The sequence below is a fragment of the Candidatus Pantoea bituminis genome (assembly GCF_018842675.1).
GTDB lineage: Bacteria > Pseudomonadota > Gammaproteobacteria > Enterobacterales > Enterobacteriaceae > Pantoea > Pantoea phytostimulans.
This window is the reverse complement of the sequence record NZ_JAGTWO010000001.1, coordinates 26,136-41,264: the sequence shown is the minus strand read 5'-3', so window position 1 is coordinate 41,264 and position 15,129 is coordinate 26,136. Positions and strand designations below refer to the sequence as shown.

20 protein-coding genes and 2 pseudogenes are annotated in these 15,129 nt (G+C 49.5%); 11 read left to right on the top strand and 11 right to left on the bottom strand.

What is annotated here, in order from left to right; all coding sequences use genetic code 11:
- Positions 1 to 79: 79 nt before the first annotated feature.
- Both KQP84_RS00235 and KQP84_RS00230 read left to right on the top strand, forming a co-directional pair.
- On the top strand, positions 80 to 244 hold the full coding sequence (locus KQP84_RS00235) for a hypothetical protein (RefSeq protein WP_215844750.1): 165 nt from the start codon (positions 80 to 82) through the stop codon (positions 242 to 244).
- A 26-nt stretch (positions 245 to 270) separates the two neighbouring features.
- Positions 271 to 753, top strand: a complete 483-nt coding sequence (locus tag KQP84_RS00230; RefSeq protein WP_215844749.1) for a glutathione peroxidase — start codon at positions 271 to 273, stop codon at positions 751 to 753.
- A gap of 142 nt (positions 754 to 895) precedes the next feature.
- On the opposite strand, the gene KQP84_RS00225 is transcribed toward KQP84_RS00230, so the two are convergent.
- The 3 genes from KQP84_RS00225 to KQP84_RS00215 all read right to left on the bottom strand — a co-directional run bounded on the left by KQP84_RS00225 (position 896) and on the right by KQP84_RS00215 (position 3,070).
- Complete coding sequence (locus KQP84_RS00225; protein ID WP_215844974.1) at positions 896 to 1,351, bottom strand: GNAT family N-acetyltransferase; 456 nt, start codon at positions 1,349 to 1,351, stop codon at positions 896 to 898.
- 182 nt (positions 1,352 to 1,533) lie between these two features.
- Positions 1,534 to 2,274: a metallophosphoesterase family protein gene (locus KQP84_RS00220; RefSeq protein WP_252515067.1), complete on the bottom strand. Its 741-nt coding sequence runs from the start codon at positions 2,272 to 2,274 to the stop codon at positions 1,534 to 1,536.
- Between the two features lie 232 nt (positions 2,275 to 2,506).
- A complete protein-coding gene (locus tag KQP84_RS00215; RefSeq protein WP_309140111.1) occupies positions 2,507 to 3,070 on the bottom strand; it encodes a LysE family translocator in 564 nt (187 codons plus the stop codon).
- Here KQP84_RS00215 and KQP84_RS24780 point away from each other — a divergent pair.
- Positions 2,982 to 3,350 carry a hypothetical protein gene (locus KQP84_RS24780; protein ID WP_252515131.1) on the top strand — a complete coding sequence of 123 codons (369 nt, stop codon included), beginning with the start codon at positions 2,982 to 2,984 and terminating at the stop codon, positions 3,348 to 3,350. The two genes, KQP84_RS00215 and KQP84_RS24780, sit on opposite strands and share 89 nt — an antisense overlap.
- Here the strand turns inward: KQP84_RS24780 and KQP84_RS00210 are convergent.
- Positions 3,237 to 3,473, bottom strand: coding sequence for a helix-turn-helix transcriptional regulator (locus KQP84_RS00210; RefSeq protein ID WP_215844747.1), 237 nt, complete (start codon positions 3,471 to 3,473; stop codon positions 3,237 to 3,239). The genes KQP84_RS24780 and KQP84_RS00210 overlap by 114 nt on opposite strands.
- A gap of 44 nt (positions 3,474 to 3,517) precedes the next feature.
- The gene (locus tag KQP84_RS00205) at positions 3,518 to 4,114 is read right to left on the bottom strand and encodes an AraC family ligand binding domain-containing protein (RefSeq protein ID WP_215844746.1); all 597 of its coding nucleotides are present in this window, start codon (positions 4,112 to 4,114) and stop codon (positions 3,518 to 3,520) included.
- 211 nt (positions 4,115 to 4,325) lie between these two features.
- Here KQP84_RS00205 and KQP84_RS00200 point away from each other — a divergent pair, with 211 nt between their 5' ends.
- On the top strand, positions 4,326 to 4,619 hold the full coding sequence (locus KQP84_RS00200; protein ID WP_215844745.1) for a YciI family protein: 294 nt from the start codon (positions 4,326 to 4,328) through the stop codon (positions 4,617 to 4,619).
- A 219-nt stretch (positions 4,620 to 4,838) separates the two neighbouring features.
- Here the strand turns inward: KQP84_RS00200 and KQP84_RS00195 are convergent, their stop codons facing one another.
- From KQP84_RS00195 to KQP84_RS00185, 3 genes are all read right to left on the bottom strand, one after another.
- Positions 4,839 to 5,120, bottom strand: a complete 282-nt coding sequence (locus KQP84_RS00195; RefSeq protein ID WP_215844744.1) for a hypothetical protein — start codon at positions 5,118 to 5,120, stop codon at positions 4,839 to 4,841.
- Between the two features lie 98 nt (positions 5,121 to 5,218).
- Positions 5,219 to 5,722, bottom strand: coding sequence for a DUF1543 domain-containing protein (locus KQP84_RS00190; RefSeq protein WP_215844743.1), 504 nt, complete (start codon positions 5,720 to 5,722; stop codon positions 5,219 to 5,221).
- 470 nt (positions 5,723 to 6,192) lie between these two features.
- Positions 6,193 to 6,765 (bottom strand): TetR/AcrR family transcriptional regulator, encoded by a 573-nt coding sequence (locus tag KQP84_RS00185; RefSeq protein ID WP_215844972.1) that lies wholly within the window; start codon positions 6,763 to 6,765, stop codon positions 6,193 to 6,195.
- 119 nt (positions 6,766 to 6,884) lie between these two features.
- Here KQP84_RS00185 and KQP84_RS24775 point away from each other — a divergent pair, with 119 nt between their 5' ends.
- The 6 genes and pseudogenes from KQP84_RS24775 to KQP84_RS00160 all read left to right on the top strand — a co-directional run bounded on the left by KQP84_RS24775 (position 6,885) and on the right by KQP84_RS00160 (position 11,247).
- Entirely contained in the window at positions 6,885 to 7,679 is a 795-nt protein-coding gene (locus tag KQP84_RS24775; protein WP_252515066.1) for an amidase, read from the top strand.
- Positions 7,562 to 8,293: an amidase family protein gene (locus KQP84_RS24770; RefSeq protein WP_252515107.1), complete on the top strand. Its 732-nt coding sequence runs from the start codon at positions 7,562 to 7,564 to the stop codon at positions 8,291 to 8,293. Before KQP84_RS24775 ends, KQP84_RS24770 begins: the two co-directional genes overlap by 118 nt.
- A 352-nt stretch (positions 8,294 to 8,645) precedes the next feature.
- Positions 8,646 to 9,230: a DUF308 domain-containing protein gene (locus KQP84_RS00175; RefSeq protein WP_252515065.1), complete on the top strand. Its 585-nt coding sequence runs from the start codon at positions 8,646 to 8,648 to the stop codon at positions 9,228 to 9,230.
- Between the two features lie 78 nt (positions 9,231 to 9,308).
- Positions 9,309 to 10,362: pseudogene (locus tag KQP84_RS00170) on the top strand (catalase family peroxidase).
- Positions 10,359 to 10,897 (top strand): annotated as a pseudogene (locus tag KQP84_RS00165) (cytochrome b). Before KQP84_RS00170 ends, KQP84_RS00165 begins: the two co-directional pseudogenes overlap by 4 nt.
- Positions 10,898 to 10,971: 74 nt before the next feature.
- A complete protein-coding gene (locus tag KQP84_RS00160) occupies positions 10,972 to 11,247 on the top strand; it encodes a hypothetical protein (RefSeq protein ID WP_215844742.1) in 276 nt (91 codons plus the stop codon).
- Between the two features lie 156 nt (positions 11,248 to 11,403).
- On the opposite strand, the gene KQP84_RS00155 is transcribed toward KQP84_RS00160, so the two are convergent.
- The 3 genes from KQP84_RS00155 to KQP84_RS00145 all read right to left on the bottom strand — a co-directional run bounded on the left by KQP84_RS00155 (position 11,404) and on the right by KQP84_RS00145 (position 14,150).
- On the bottom strand, positions 11,404 to 12,099 hold the full coding sequence (locus KQP84_RS00155) for an aspartate/glutamate racemase family protein (RefSeq protein WP_309140095.1): 696 nt from the start codon (positions 12,097 to 12,099) through the stop codon (positions 11,404 to 11,406).
- 92 nt (positions 12,100 to 12,191) lie between these two features.
- Positions 12,192 to 12,782: a TetR/AcrR family transcriptional regulator gene (locus KQP84_RS00150; RefSeq protein WP_215844741.1), complete on the bottom strand. Its 591-nt coding sequence runs from the start codon at positions 12,780 to 12,782 to the stop codon at positions 12,192 to 12,194.
- A gap of 447 nt (positions 12,783 to 13,229) precedes the next feature.
- Positions 13,230 to 14,150 (bottom strand): AraC family transcriptional regulator, encoded by a 921-nt coding sequence (locus tag KQP84_RS00145; RefSeq protein WP_215844969.1) that lies wholly within the window; start codon positions 14,148 to 14,150, stop codon positions 13,230 to 13,232.
- A 104-nt stretch (positions 14,151 to 14,254) separates the two neighbouring features.
- Here KQP84_RS00145 and KQP84_RS00140 point away from each other — a divergent pair, with 104 nt between their 5' ends.
- Positions 14,255 to 15,088: an oxidoreductase gene (locus KQP84_RS00140; RefSeq protein ID WP_215844740.1), complete on the top strand. Its 834-nt coding sequence runs from the start codon at positions 14,255 to 14,257 to the stop codon at positions 15,086 to 15,088.
- Positions 15,089 to 15,129: the final 41 nt, after the last annotated feature.

Here is a 15,129-nt window from a genome sequence, read left to right as displayed (position 1 = left end):
GGCCCTGCCCCGAAATACTGCTCCATTCAGAAACAGAATTTCGGCATGATATTCACTTTTCTGAGCGGTGGTTGTGCCGATGAAAAAGTCACGATTTACCGAAGCGCAGATTGTCTTTGCCGTGAAGCAGGCAGAGCTGGAGCAGGAGAGTTCGCTTGAAGAAGCGGATTGCCGACCTAAGCCTCGCCACAAACCACGCCGTGTGCCCTTGCAGCTCCGGGCTACGTGGCAATTTCAATGTTGAACTGATTCTGCTTTGAGGATTCCGACGTGACCACCTTTCATCAATTTACTGCCACCAGTTTGCGTGGCCAGCTCATCCCTATGGCCGACTATGCTGGCAAGCTGGTTCTCGTCGTTAATACCGCCAGCCATTGTGGATTTACGCCACAATACGCAGGCCTTGAATCGCTTTACAAGAAGTACGCCGCCCAGGGTCTGGTGGTGCTAGGTTTTCCCTGCAACCAGTTCGGTAAGCAGGAACCCGGCGGTGCTGACGAAATCGCGCAGACCTGCCACATTAACTATGGTGTAAGCTTCCCGATGTTCGAGAAAGTGGAGGTCAACGGCGCCTTAACGCACCCGGTGTTTCGTTATCTGAAAGACGAATTGCCCGGCGTGCTGGGTGGGCGGATCAAGTGGAACTTCACTAAGTTCCTGATCGGACGCGATGGCAAACCGCTCAAGCGTTTCGCACCAATCTCCACCCCGGAAAAAATGGAAGCCGCGATCCTTGCTGCACTTGAAATCTAATGCTTCCTGTAAATCACACTATTTCCTTTGAGGGAGCTTCCGGAAAACTAATTACAACCGTAAGAGGTTATCGTCCGTTTCTCGCTCATAGCTGACATGCGCACGCTGCACAAACAGGGGCTCAGGTTGAGTAAGCTTTATGTCAGTCTTGTAATGGCTTAGAGAAACATACAGCCTCTTCCCGGCCTATGTATGGTCCGTAATTCTCAATGCGCACGTAGCCATTTTTCTTATAAAAATGTACTGCCCTGTGGTTAACAAGCCGGGTTTCAAGCCAGAGTTCGGTATATCCCATGCTCTTCGCGGAAGTTTCGAGGAAAGTAAGTAAAGCATTACCAATACCCGGAGAGCTCCGGTCTGAAAACATCCTTTTAAGTTCCGCTATATTCCCTGTTAGCGGTCGGATAGCGCCACATCCTATCGCTTCTCCCTTTATGTTTCTTGCCAGTACCCACAGTGATCTGTCCCCATTCATGGAGTCTGATGTGAAGTTGCTTTTGCCACTATCACCGGTAATGGTGGCAAGCTCTGCTGACAGTTTTTCTGTTAAATAATGAGAATCTGGAGAATGTGGATCTGATTTTTCTACTGTGATCATGCCGTTACCTTTCGTATAAGTATCCGCAGGATAGAAAATGCTGATGGTAAGTGCATCATCCTTCAATGGATGATAGTGAATCGCCAGACTGCAACATACCGCCGTCACCGATGTCACTACGTCCGCTTTTCGCACAAAGCCGACCGGGATTTTTATGGAGGCAGGTTTCTTACCACTACACCCTATTCCATTCTTCCTGTTGTGAGCGCGTTAACCCAGTCAGGGCGATGGTTAGCCAATGCAACCTCGGCGGCTTTTTCCCAGTTATAGGCTACCTTATGAAACGCTACGGACCATTTATCGTTGCACTTTTCCAGAATCGCATAGCGGGCATGCGGTGAACCGCTTTCCATTTTATGATAATAGGGCTGATCATCTTCATAGGCCTGTAAACCAACACTGCCGGGATTCACGATAAGGCATCCTGAGCTCAGTTCAAGACGTCGGGGGATATGAGTGTGACCACAGAGGATAAGAGAAGCGGTCTGATGTTCCACATACTCATTCACCCTTGCGTGAGAAGAGACTTTGACGCCTGACTCCGTCACCTCTTCAAGAAGATAAATACTGTCATCACCCGGAACCCCATGAACCATTAGGATCTCATCATGAAGGGTTAGCTCAGCAGGCATATTTCGCAGCCAGTTCCAGTGTTCCTGTCTGAGATGCCTGCACGCATGGCTGTCGGACAGCCCCATTCTTTCAGGTTGCGTTTCAAGCAACTGCCGTTCGTGATTACCTTTTATCGTGGGGAAATTCAGCGGTAAAAGCCTCTCGGCCGTTTCTGCCGGGCAAAGACCACCAGAAAAAACATCGCCAAGATTGACAACAAAATCTACTCCCCGGGTTTCGATATCCTGCAGCACGGCATTTAGCGCGAAAATATTTCCATGAATGTCCGAAATCGCTGCCATTTTCATCATCAAGCTCCTGTTTTCTTAATCAGATACCTAATTTTCTCTAATCGCTTTTTACCCTTGCATCAAGGGGTTAAGATGGGCTTCCGCTGGCCCATCCTGTTTGATTAACAGGCTCCTATATTTTGGTCAGCTTCTCGCTCATAGCCACTCAAAATTGTGCCATGGGGATGTTTTCCAGAGGGATATACGCATGCCTGCATTTAATCCAAAGCAGAAGTTAAAGGCATGAGGACTATCAGGAAAGTTTGATAACATTGACCGCGATAACACTCACGGCCAGGCCAATCAGGATGACACCTGAGATACGTTCCAGCCAGGGCAACATTTGCGAAAAGTACCTCAGGAACAAGCGATTGCCAATGAATATTGCCACCAGCAAATCCCACAGCAGCACGATACTAAACATCCACACGCCATAGGCGACTTTAAGACTCATCGCCGTATGGGTCCCGCCGAGCAGCGTGGCCAGACTGACGTAAAACAGCGCGTTTTTAGGATTGAGAATACCAGACAAAAAGCCCATGCCTGATTCACGGTAAGGACTCATTACGTCCGCAGATTCTGTCATACGAGCATCTACTTCGACATTGTGTTCAGCAATGGAATTCCTGCCAGCAAAGCGGATAAAAAGTTGACCGATGTACAGTAAATAGGCACAGCCTGCGAGCTGAATAGCAATAAAGCTGATGCTGTCCGGTCGGAAAAGCGTTATGCCGCTGAAAGCGGCGAGAATAAATACGCCGTTCGCGATCGCTATTCCCAGACATACATTTGCTGCACGCCGCCAACCGGCTCTTATTGAGGTACGCGCAACCAGGAAAAAATCCGGACCGGGCGACAGCAGCGCCAGAAAATGTGCCGCTGCCACGAAAAAAATTGTTGCATCACAGTATGATCCTCTTAAAAAAATTTTTAACAGGATGCAAAACTGGAACAGCATTGTATTGAATAAAATTGCATTTTGCTCAAGCCCGATAGCAGCCCGGCGTTACACCAGTATGAGCCTTAAATACACGCTGGAAGTGGCTTTGATCGGCAAAACCCAGTCGGTAGGCAATATCGGTTATTTCATGGCCTGACTGAAGCCAGCTGCGCGCCTGATTAATGCGAACATTCAGTTGGTAAGAGTGCGGCGTCATTCCGGTCGCAACGCGAACCGCCCTTATCAGCTGATAACGACTCAGCCCTGAGAGGTTTGCCAACTCTGTTAACCCCCATGGCTGCCGCTCGGTCTGTTGCAGTGCATCTATAACGCTTTTACTGCCAGGCTGGCACAGGGCGACACGGCCGGGAATGTTTCAACCATATTTTCGCCGCAGTCACAATCGCCAATAAACTCTATCAGCGCAGCATTTTTATCTTCATTACTGGCGGTTGAAAACAGGAGGTTATTCAGTTCACAGAAGCGACGATAGACAACGTCTTTATCAACCAGTCGAATTTCACTTTCACTGATGAACCCACCCGACAAATTGCTCATTTCTGCAACTAAAGCACTTAACCAGCCGGCATCCAGGTGCAGCATCTGATAGCTCCAGCTCTGGTCAGGCAGAGGATTACAGGCATGAACACAGCCACCCGGAATAAAAACCATCATTCCGGGCCGCAACGAGCACGGGCCAGATGTCGCGCCAGTGAAAGTACTACCGCCTGCATCAACCGCGCCTATAGAAAAAGTCGGATGACTGTGTGGCTTATAGCACGCGCGGCTGTTACAGGCGCGGCGACTTTCTACATAGTTAACGGACGGATCGCGCCAGAATTCTGTCCGGCTGTCTGTGCTGACGTTATCGTTACTGCTGTGGCTCGAATCCTTAGCGGTGTGCCTGGGTCTGATGATCATGGCTGTTTCCTTCCTGATGCCAGTGGACCGGGTCATGCCAGCATGGCGTAAAGTCATCCATGATGTCATTAATTTAAGGAGAGAGAACTATGCAGCCTGCACTTAGTTTGCACAGATGTGTTGCCGCGGGTTTTAACATTCAATGAAATCAGGCTCTGATCTTTATTAACTTCCAGAAATCGCCAACTAGAATGCTAGAAAAGGGGAAGAAATGCTTTTCGCAATAAGGTTCACCGATCACCCAAGTGAATACGATGTCAGAAAACACTATCTCAATCCTCATTTAGACTGGTTAAAGCAAAAACGAGGTGTGGTTCTTGCTGCCGGTTCATTACGTGAAAAGCATAACGATCAACCTGTCGGAGCGCTATGGGTCGTGAAGGCTGAGCATGAAGAAGAGGCCTTATCCATATTTTCCGATGATCCTTTTTGGGTCCATGGCTTGCGAGCATCAGTTGAGGTTTTATCGTGGAACCTGGCATTTGAGGACATGCTTAAAGATTGATGTCCGCTTTTCACTCATAGCGGACCTTGCCCTACTCAATGTCCGCTTTGTGCCAGAAGCGGACATTGCTAACACTGAAATATATTAACCTGCGGGCAGGTCACTGCCCGTCAACTTTGCCTGGATTGTTGGTTGCCGATGGTCAAGTAAAATACGACCGGATAGCCAAACCGCATGCAATTGCGAAGTCACATAGCGGGAAAGCTGTATCTCCAAAAATCAGCCGGCTTCGCCGCGCAGCTGGTGGCGGCAATATTTAAGAGCAACGTATGTCACTATTTGGCCGTACAGGAAACCGCCCAGTGCGGCCATCAGTACGCCGCCCACCATACCGAAGAAATAGACGCCCGCGCCCGCACAGCTACCGCATAGCGCCATCCCGCACCAGGTTTCCCGGTGCCGGAAAGCGGACTTATATGCGCTCCTCCAGCGCCTTCCGCGTTCCCGCAGGGATAAATCGGCGAGTTCAGGAATGCTTTTCAGGGTCCAGTAGATTTTCACGGTATTGTCCTTATTCCGTTGATTCCGCAGGAATAAATATAACCTGCCGGATTAACAAATGTTTAGCCATTACTGCCGCACCTGCAGTCTGGCCAATGTCAGATACCTATGGGTTGATAGCCCTGCCATTCTGGTTGATCACGACGTCCGGAATCACAGGGAACCAAATGAATAAAGAACTCACCTACCTTTTCAAGTAACAGGCAATCATCCACGTCCTTCAAATTATCTTTATGCTGATGGTCGGTGCCACAGAGCAGCGTCTGTAACGCTTTTTTCTTAGCCTGCTGCGCATTTTCGGCCACAAATAAATCGAATTCATGTAACTCAGCGAGCGTATCAGGTCGGTAGCCGCCTGCATTGACGAAAAATAACCTGTTTGCTGAAGGGGAAGGTTTAGCGGAGAGGGTAACAGAATATCCGTCAGCCCAGGTGACACGGCTGTAGCCGTCAATATGAATTTTATCCTTATCCCCGAACCATACATCACGAAGAGCGGGCCAGGCATCTTCTGGTCTGTTTGCCGCAACAAATTGAATGTCGTGCACTTCTATGTTGGATTTCCCAGCATTGCCACCGATATAGAACATATACAGATTCATTTAACATCCTTTTCAAGCATGAGTATCGTTATGCATTTGAATATATAACGATTTGTATTGCAATCTCATAAAGGATATTGCCGCGTTTATGAACACTGACATTGACAAGTGGATGAAGACTGCCTTTCGTTACTACTGCTTTAGCACTGCCAACCACCGGCATCGTAATAAATTTTGCAGGCAGAACGTCCGCTTTTCGCTCATAGCGCACCTTTCCCAGACTTAACGGTTACCTAACCCCTCTTCCGCTATCTTCAGCAGGTCCCTCGCTTTCCCTTTTTTCGACCTTATTTGAGGTTATAAGACTAACTGGCGCGGCCAGATTCAGGGCTGGTACTTGCCGTTGCCATCAGCCCCCAGCCGTTAGGCCCGAAACTCCGCTTCTGGCGGAGCTTACCGGTTCTGCCGGTTAAGGAACTGCCAATCGGCCAGATGCCTGATTTAAACTCCTCATCCCCGCATTATCATATTCATTTCGTAACGGAAGGCAGCAAGCCCGATTGTGCATATCCTTCAATAATTTCGTCAAAGAGGTGAATATCGTTCCGGCTTCTGGCCATTAGCTGTGCGCCGGCAATAGCGGAAAAAATAGCACGCGCGCGTTTTTCCCCGTCTTCAGCACTGGCGATACCTGCTTCCTGAAGCTGCGTATTCAACCACACCACATTCACGTCAGCGAATTTCTGTATCTCTTTTTTCACCGGCTCCGGCAGATCATCATACTCAGCAGCCATAAAGCTGCCCATACATAGCCGGTTCTGGCTTTCAAGCGAGCGGCGAAATATATGCGGATAACGGCTCAGACTTTTAAGCGCATTGCCCTCTGCTTCACGTATTGCTTCGAGGTCGTGCGCCGTGTCTTCCCAGTAGCGCTGTGCAACTGCCGCACCTAACTCCGCCTTGCCGGGGAAATGATAATAAATGCTTGCGGCTTTGATACCGACCTCATCAGCCAGGCCGCGAATATTCAGCCCGGTGTAACCATGAGCCTGTGCCGCCAGACGGGCTGCTTTTAATATTTCGTCTTTAGATGTCTTGCTCATCATGTCTCTCCTGAAGAATACGCCTTAATTCTAACATGTGTTAGGTAGGTGTTGACAGGGTAAATTTATGCGCCTACTGTTTACCTACCAAACGTTAGTTAGATAAGGCAATGATCATCATGAGCAAAGATATTTTTTATTCAGACGCAACCCAACTGGCCGCAATGATTCGCAGTCGTGAAATCTCACCTGTTGAAGTTATGCAGGCGCACATTGACCGTATCGAAGCGATAAACCCAGACGTTAATGCCATTGTGACAATGGCAAATGATGCAATGAAACATGCTGTTGCAGCGGAAGCCGCAGTGATAAGAGGAGACGCTCTCGGTCCCCTGCATGGCGTTCCCTTCACGGTGAAAGATTCGATAGATACGGCCGACGTACTGACACAGCGTGGCTCCCCTATTTTTAAAAATCGTCTTCCTGATAAGGATGCTACCAGCGTGGCGCGTCTCAAAAATGCAGGTGGCATCCTGCTTGCGAAAACCAACCTGCCGGAATTTTCATACTGGATTGAGAGCGATAATCTGCTTTCCGGTCGATCCAATAACCCATGGGACCTGACACGCACGCCCGGTGGCTCCAGCGGGGGTGAATCAGCCGCTATTGCTGCAGGAATGTCTCCGCTTGGGCTGGGTACAGACCTGGCCATTTCAGTGCGCGGACCGGCTGCGCAGACTGGAATCACGTCCATGAAAGCAACGCACGGTAGCGTGCCCATGACGGGCATTTGGCCGCGTGCCCCCGCCGGTTCTGGCATGTGGGTCCAATGGCCCGTTCTGTGCGCGATATTGCCCTGGCCTTCTCACAACTGTCTGGGCCGGACGGGCACGATGCTTTTTCCAGCAATGCGCCGGTTTACCCAGATGGACTGTCGTTTGCATCATTACGTCCGCTTCGTATTGGCTGGATGACCGGGCCGGGCTTTGGTCCTGTTGACCCTGAAGTGGCAGCAATAGTCAGGTCAGCAGCTGAAGCGTTACAGGGACCCGGCGTGGTTGTGGAGCACGTGAGTATCCCGGCGCTGGAGCAGGATTTTGCGCTGGATGTCTTCAACCGGATACACGTCATGGAAATGAAGCCTGCATTTGCGGCAGCAACAGCAGGTCGTAGCCCTGATGAGCTTTATAAGATGGCCAAAACTATGCTGTCACTGCCAGACACTTCCATGTCTGATTTTATTGATGCGGAGCAGGCAGCAGAAAGACTGCGGGATGGTTTTGCAGAGTATTTTTCTCAGTATGATGCGCTTATAACGCATGTCCTTCCCATTCCGGCACACAAACATGGCGTTGACCGATTTGTTATTGACGGCAAAGAAGTTGATGCAACTTATCTTCAGGGTGCCACGGTCCCACTTAACGTAACGGGATTACCCGGTATAGCGCTTCCGTTTGGAAAAAGTCGCGAGGGAATGCCAGTTAACGTTCAGATTGTTGGCAAATGGCATGCAGAGAGAACCATTTTACATATCGCATCCCTGCTTGAAGAAGTCAGCCCGGTAAAAGGGGCACATCCGTCGCTGTAAAATGGCTAAAGGCCTCGCGAAGTATCGTGGGGCCTAATCTGCTCATGCTCACAGAGACGCTATCAATCAAGGTCCGCTTTTCGCTCATAGCTAACCCAACGGTTTCACATCTCATTCCAACTGAATTCAGGTAATTTCCTACAAAGCACCTCAGATAATGCGCCAGCAACGGCCCAATCAGATAGCCGGCACCAAACAGCATAAATAGCATGCTTTTTATCCTTTTGTGGCAAAGCCTCTGGAAAAAAGATAACCGCGTTGACAGAAATGCCATCCTACTAGTAGGATGGCATTTCTGGTTAATTCTGTGTTAATAATGTGTTTGAAGCATACGTACATGCTGGAGAATAAAATGTCACTAAATATTAAGCCGATGCAAAATATACCCTCTCATTACTGGCTAAAAAAATATTATTATTTACGTACCGGATTTTCATTAATGTGGGTTGCAGCCGCTTTTACTGTTGGTCAGCACTCATTTGGTTTTGCCGCCATTTTACTGGTTATCTATCCTGCCTGGGATGCGTTAGCCAATTATATTGATTCAACTAAGAGCGGCGGCTTCGGAAAAAATCTCATGCAGACCAGCAATATTATTGTCAGCATAATCACTACGTTGGCAGTGATATTAACAATCACAAAAAGCATGAATGCAGTCATCGCTGTATTTGGCGGATGGGCAATTTTATCAGGACTATTGCAGCTTGGGGCGGCGATTCAACGCTGGAAAAATAATAACGCTCAGTGGAGTATGGCTCTCAGTGGTGCGCAGTCCGCACTGGCCGGGACATTTTTTATTTTTCAGGCTCAAATGCCTGTTCCACCTTCCATTATTAACATTGCTGGTTATGCGGCCTTTGGCGCTTTCTATTTTCTTGTTTCAGCCGTATCACTCACGGCGATCATCAGAAAAAATAAACCGGTTAGCTTTTCTTAATCAAAGAGGGGTTTTATCGATTCAGATTTAAATTTCGATAAATTACATTGAATCCATTATGTAAACGCTAAGTGAAATATGAAAATGCAATCAATTTTCACCGGAAGAATATTGCTGCGTCTTGCGCTGGCTGGTGTTATTCCGGTAACTGTAACGTTGTTATTTCTCTGGACTGGCGGCTGGCTGGCACCTGAACGTCTTACCTCAGACAAGCTTGTAAATGTATTAGAAAAGTCATCTGGCGTGCATCCGACCTATCGTCGGAATCATGCTAAAGGCATTTGCGTGCTTGGCAGTTTTATCTCAAATGGTAATGCCAGCGTTTTATCGCGTGCGTCACTGTTTTCCCGAGGAGAAACAGCCGTAACGGGACGTTTCGCCATTGCGGGTGGTAATCCCTCGCACCCGATTACGCTGTGCCGGTACGCAGCATGGCTCTGCTTTTTCAACAAGCCAATGGTGAACAGTGGCGCACGGGTATGAATGCCATGCCCTTCTTTCCTGTCTCTTCGGTTGAAGCGTTTTATCAACTTCAGACGGCTACACTGCCTGATACCAGTACCGGAAAAGTAAACCCGAATAAACTCAACGCTTTCATAACGAATCATCCGGAAGTAAAACCTTTTTTGCATGGGCTAAGCAGTATACGCCGTCCTCCAGTTGGGCCAGCGATCGCTTTAACAGTCTCAATGCCTTCCGCTTGATTGATAAATCGGGCAACTCACATCTGGTCCGCTGGAGTGTGGTTCCGACCATCAAGGCAGACCCTGTCAGCGATGCCAATAAACATGACAGCGATTTTTTGCAGAAAGATCTTATACAACGCCTTGGTCAGGGCGCGCTCAGGTGGAATTTAGTCATCACACTGGCTCAGGCTGGCGATAAAAGTAATGATGCCACTAAAGCATGGCCAGCCGATCGTCAAACGATTAATGCCGGCACGCTGGTGATAAACCAGGCCACTCCTCAGCAGCAAGGCCCCTGCAATGACATCAATTTTGATCCTTTGATTTTGCCCGATGGTATAGCCGCCTCTGACGATCCGATATTGAATGCGCGTTCGTCGGCCTATGCCAGGTCGTACAATTTGCGCACTCGGGAACAAGCTCAACAAGCAGGAGCGAAATTATGAAGCATGTCGAATATTTTCATCCAGCTATGCGCTTCCTGCACTGGCTTATGGCCGCAGCGATTTTAACAATGCTGTTTATCGGCGTAGCCATGGTTGCCAGCGTATCATCCCTGCATAGTTTACTGGTGGCGATACATAAGCCGCTCGGCGTGATGATATTGGTTTTAGTCGTGGTTCGCTTGTGGCTGCGTTTTGCAACCGTAACGCCCGCTTTGCCAGCGACATTACCCGCATGGCAGCGTGGCGTGGCGCATCTTTCACACTGGATACTTTATTTTATGATGCTGGCCCAGCCTCTTATTGGCTGGGCGATGCTTTCAGCGGCGGGTTATCCTGTTACTCTCGGTGCCGGAATTGTCCTGCCGCCTGTTGTGCCCGTGAATAATGACTTGTATGCGCTACTGCGCCCCTGCATACCTGGTTTGCGCTCGCGCTATTCGCTACGGTAATGCTGCATCTGGCCGCTGCGCTGCTCCATGCTTTTGTACTGCGAGATGGCGTGTTCCGCAGTATGACCGGCATGCGTAAACCCTGACTGTCCGGTTTATGGCGCAACCTTGCTGAAAAAGGTTGCCACCATGAACGCAATCCCATTGATGGAGAAAGGCAATGACGGTTATCCGTTTTCCTGACAGGAAATTGTTTGAAATTTATGCATGTCCGGCCTGTATGCCGAATGAATCCGGCGCCCCAAACTCGCAGGCGGTTGAAAAGCCTTCTCAGTCTGTAATCGCTGGTGAAAAGGAAGCGGTTCGCCATTTCGCGCTGACAATAGCTGAAAAACTATTAGAAGACAGAGAACTTAACCATGCTGCACCATTCCTGGTGGATACAATTGTCAGGATGCTGGTTAATGAATCTTGTTATATACAGGATAAACCTTAACGAGGGCAAAGCTCGCAAGAACAGAGTTTCTGCGAGCTTTGCGAATGCATTATTTATGAGCTTTGCCGGTATGATGGCCAACACTTCATACTCCTGACTCATGCATGAAGCTGGCAAGACCGGGATAATGCATTAATAGAATCAGGATGTGTGTAATCAGGGATGTAACGCCATCTCAACCGCTGCTTCGCAATGAATCAGCGTGGTATCAAAAACGGGCACGGGGACGTTGTCCTGATTTAGTAACATACCCACTTCCGTACATCCAAGAATCACGCAATCTGCACCCTTTTCAGCTAAACGCTGCGCTATGCCTTCATAAACAGAGCGACTGGCTGGGACTATTATATCCTTGCACAACTCCTCATAGATGATGCGATGCACTTCTGCCCGATCGGCAGTATCGGGAACAACAGGCTGAAGTGAAGCCGCCCTGAGACGATCAAGATAAAAGGACTGCTCCATTGTAAAAGCGGTCGCCATCAGACCTGGCGCTTGCAGACCTTCTTTGACAACCCGGGCGGCCGTTGCATCCGCAATGTGCAGCAGCGGGATGCTGATACCGTCCATCATTTGCTCAGCCAGTTTATGCATTGTGTTTGTTGCCAGAACGATAAAATCAGCGCCTCCGCGTTCCAGCGCCTTTGCCTCGGTGTTCAAAAGTGAACCGGCTTCGTCCCATTGGCCTCTGATCTGTAAATCTTCGATGATTGCAAAATTTAGCGAACGAATCAGCAGCTCAGGAGAATGCAAGCCACCCAAGCGCTGACGAACCAACTCACACATTTTTCGGTAATAAATTTGCGTTGAGGCCGCAGACATGCCCCCCAGGATTCCAATCGTTTGCATCATATTTCCACTCAGTTATAGAGGAATATTTCGAGGATAAACAGCTGAAGTAATTAAAAAGGAGGAGACATAAAATGCTGCATCTCCATTTACCGTTATGGCGAATTTTCAGCAATAAGACGATTAAAAACAGGCTCTATAATTTGTTGAAACATATCGGCATTATCAAAAGCTCGAGCCGCCAGCATGGCACCATGTACCGTGGCCATCAGGGCTTTCGCCTCTACGGCTGGCGTTTCTTGTAGCTGAAATGTGCCTTCGCTTTGCCCCTTCTCGAGCAGCGAGGTTAACCAGTTGGAAAGGTCGTGGAAGTGACGGGAGACTTCAGCAGCCACTTCGGCTGGTAAGGTAGGTAACTCCACAGCAAGCATCACGCATATACAGAATGAGGAAGAACCATCCTTGATACACTGGGACCAGTAGCCAATATATGCTTTAAGCTCAGCCAGTGGGTCGTTGAGCTGACGATCAAGAGCTGACATACCCGCACGCGCTTCTTCACAATACTGCGCCACCACAGTGCGCACGAGATCCGCCTTACCGGGAAAGTGATGGTGAATGCTGGCCTTACGAATCTGCACGACTTCGGCAATATCAGCATAGCTGAAGCTCTTATAGCCGCCGGTGGTCAGCAGGCGACGCGTATGGGCAACAATTTCGTTAGCTTTCTGTGAAAGTTCAGTCATAAATAGTCTCGGATTACCGATACGAAAGAAAAGGATAGCCCTTGTATCGAGTGTAAATATTGCATCATCCAACCTATCTGTAGGTAGTCAGTTTGTCAAGGCAGCGCTTTTCATGTGGTTCACGCCTTTACAGCCTTAAAAGTCTGTCTATAGCTCTATGCTCTCTACCTTCCTGTGGCTTCCGAAACGGTAACCGGGTCAGAAGATAAGATTCTTTCCGATTCCGTACGACAGAATAGTGAGCCAGCCTCTTGAACCTGCATATATAACTTCGCGTTTCTTTCAGTTGTGCAGCGTGCATGTGCGTTGGGCTACGAAAATATGCAACAGCTTACTCGCAGATATCCGCTTTTCGCTGATAGCGAACATGGGGGCCACGGCAAGCGGCTTTGTGCCAGAAGCGGACATTACATACCTCACGGCCTATTCAGCTATGCCGAATAAACCTCAATGCGATGAAACAAATACCGACGCTTGCTGCACAGGCGGAACGGCGAAGTTACGCTGCATGCGTTTTATCTCCTCAGCCGGCGGCAGACCAAACAGGCGTTTGAACTCGCGATTAAATTGCGATGGGCTTTCATAGCCAACAGCGTAACTCGCGGCGGCGGCAGTGATCTGCTGGCGCACCATCAACATTCGCGCCTGGTGCAGGCGTACCGATTTCACATACTGCATCGGCGGCATCCGGGTTATCGCTTTGAAATGGCTGTGAAACGTCGGCACGCTCATGCCGGCTTCCATAGCCAGTTGCGTCAGCGTTAACGGCTCAGCATAGGTGGCATGGATGCGCTGAAGCACTTTGCCTATCTTGCCGAATTGCCCCTGCAAGGCCAGCGCGGCACGCATTGCGTTGCCCTGTGCGCCCGTCAATACGCGGAAATAGAGCTCACGTACCCGCGCAGGGCCGAGGATAGCGACTTCAAGCGGATTGATCAGAACTTCAAGCAAGCGCAGCACGGCCGTTTTTACTGCGTCGTCCATCGGGCTCGACATCATGCTTTGTGGAGCAGCGGGAGGATGCGGGGCGTCATGCTGTTCAATTTGCAACATCAGTTCAGCGGCCAGCTGAAGATCCAGATGCATATAAATCGCCAGCAACGGATGTTCTGCCGACGCGTCGGTTTCCATCACAAACGGCACCGGTACCGAAACCGCCAGATAGTGCTGTTCATCATATAAATAAGTTTGCTGACCAAAATAGCCGCGCTTGCTGCCCTGACAGACAATCACGATCCCCGGATCGTAAAGCACAGGCGTTCTGGCAAGCGGACGATCGGAACGCAAAATTCGCACATCAGGCAAGGCAGTAAGGTTGTACCCCTCCTGCACCGCAAGTGCCTTCATCAAGGCAATCATTACGGTCATCATAACACCTCATAAAATCAGGCAAGAAAAAGAGAAGATAAGGCCTAAAAATGCAGCAGAACAGAGAATACCATGCAACCCTCACTGTTCATGGGAGTTCTTTTATGACATCTGCAAAAACGATTTTAATCACCGGCGTCAGCAGCGGCATGGGTCGTGCGCTTGCACAGGAAGCCCTCGCCGCAGGCCATCGGGTCGTTGGAACCGTACGCAACCGTGAAGCGCAGCAGGCTTTCGAGGCGCTCAATGCGCAGCGGGCTTTTGGCCGACTGCTTGATGTCACGGACTTTGAGCATATTGATGAGGTAGTTGAGGAGATTGAGTCAACCGTCGGTCCGGTTGATGTGCTGGTGAACAACGCCGGTTATGGCCATGAAGGCATTCTTGAAGAATCGTCCCTCGAAGAGATGCGCCGCCAGTTTGACGTGAACGTGTTTGGCGCGGTGGCGATGATCAAAGCCGTGCTACCGGGCATGCGCCAACGCCGTCGTGGGCACATTATTAATATCACTTCGATGGGCAGTTTCATTACCTTGCCAGGCATCAGCTATTACTGCGGCAGCAAATTTGCACTGGAGGGGATATCAGAGACGTTAAGCAAAGAGCTTGCCCCGTTCAACATACACGTGACCGCAGTAGCACCCGGCTCGTTTCGCACGGACTGGGCCGGGCGCTCAATGGTACGCAGTGCTCGCAGTATCCCGGACTATGACGTTTTATTCGACCCCATTCGCCGGGCTCGTGAGGAAAAAAGCGGTAAGCAACTCGGTAATCCCGTTAAAGCCGCCCATGCCATGCTGGCATTGATTGAAAGCCAGAGTCCCCCCGTGCATTTGTTGTTAGGCAGTGATGCACTGAGCTTAGTGCGGCAAAAGCTGATTGCATTAAATAATGAAATAGAACAGTGGGAACAACTCACTCGTTCAACGGATGACTGAGCGGCCTGTAAGGAGAGCTGAAGTGAAAAATAACGGGTTCT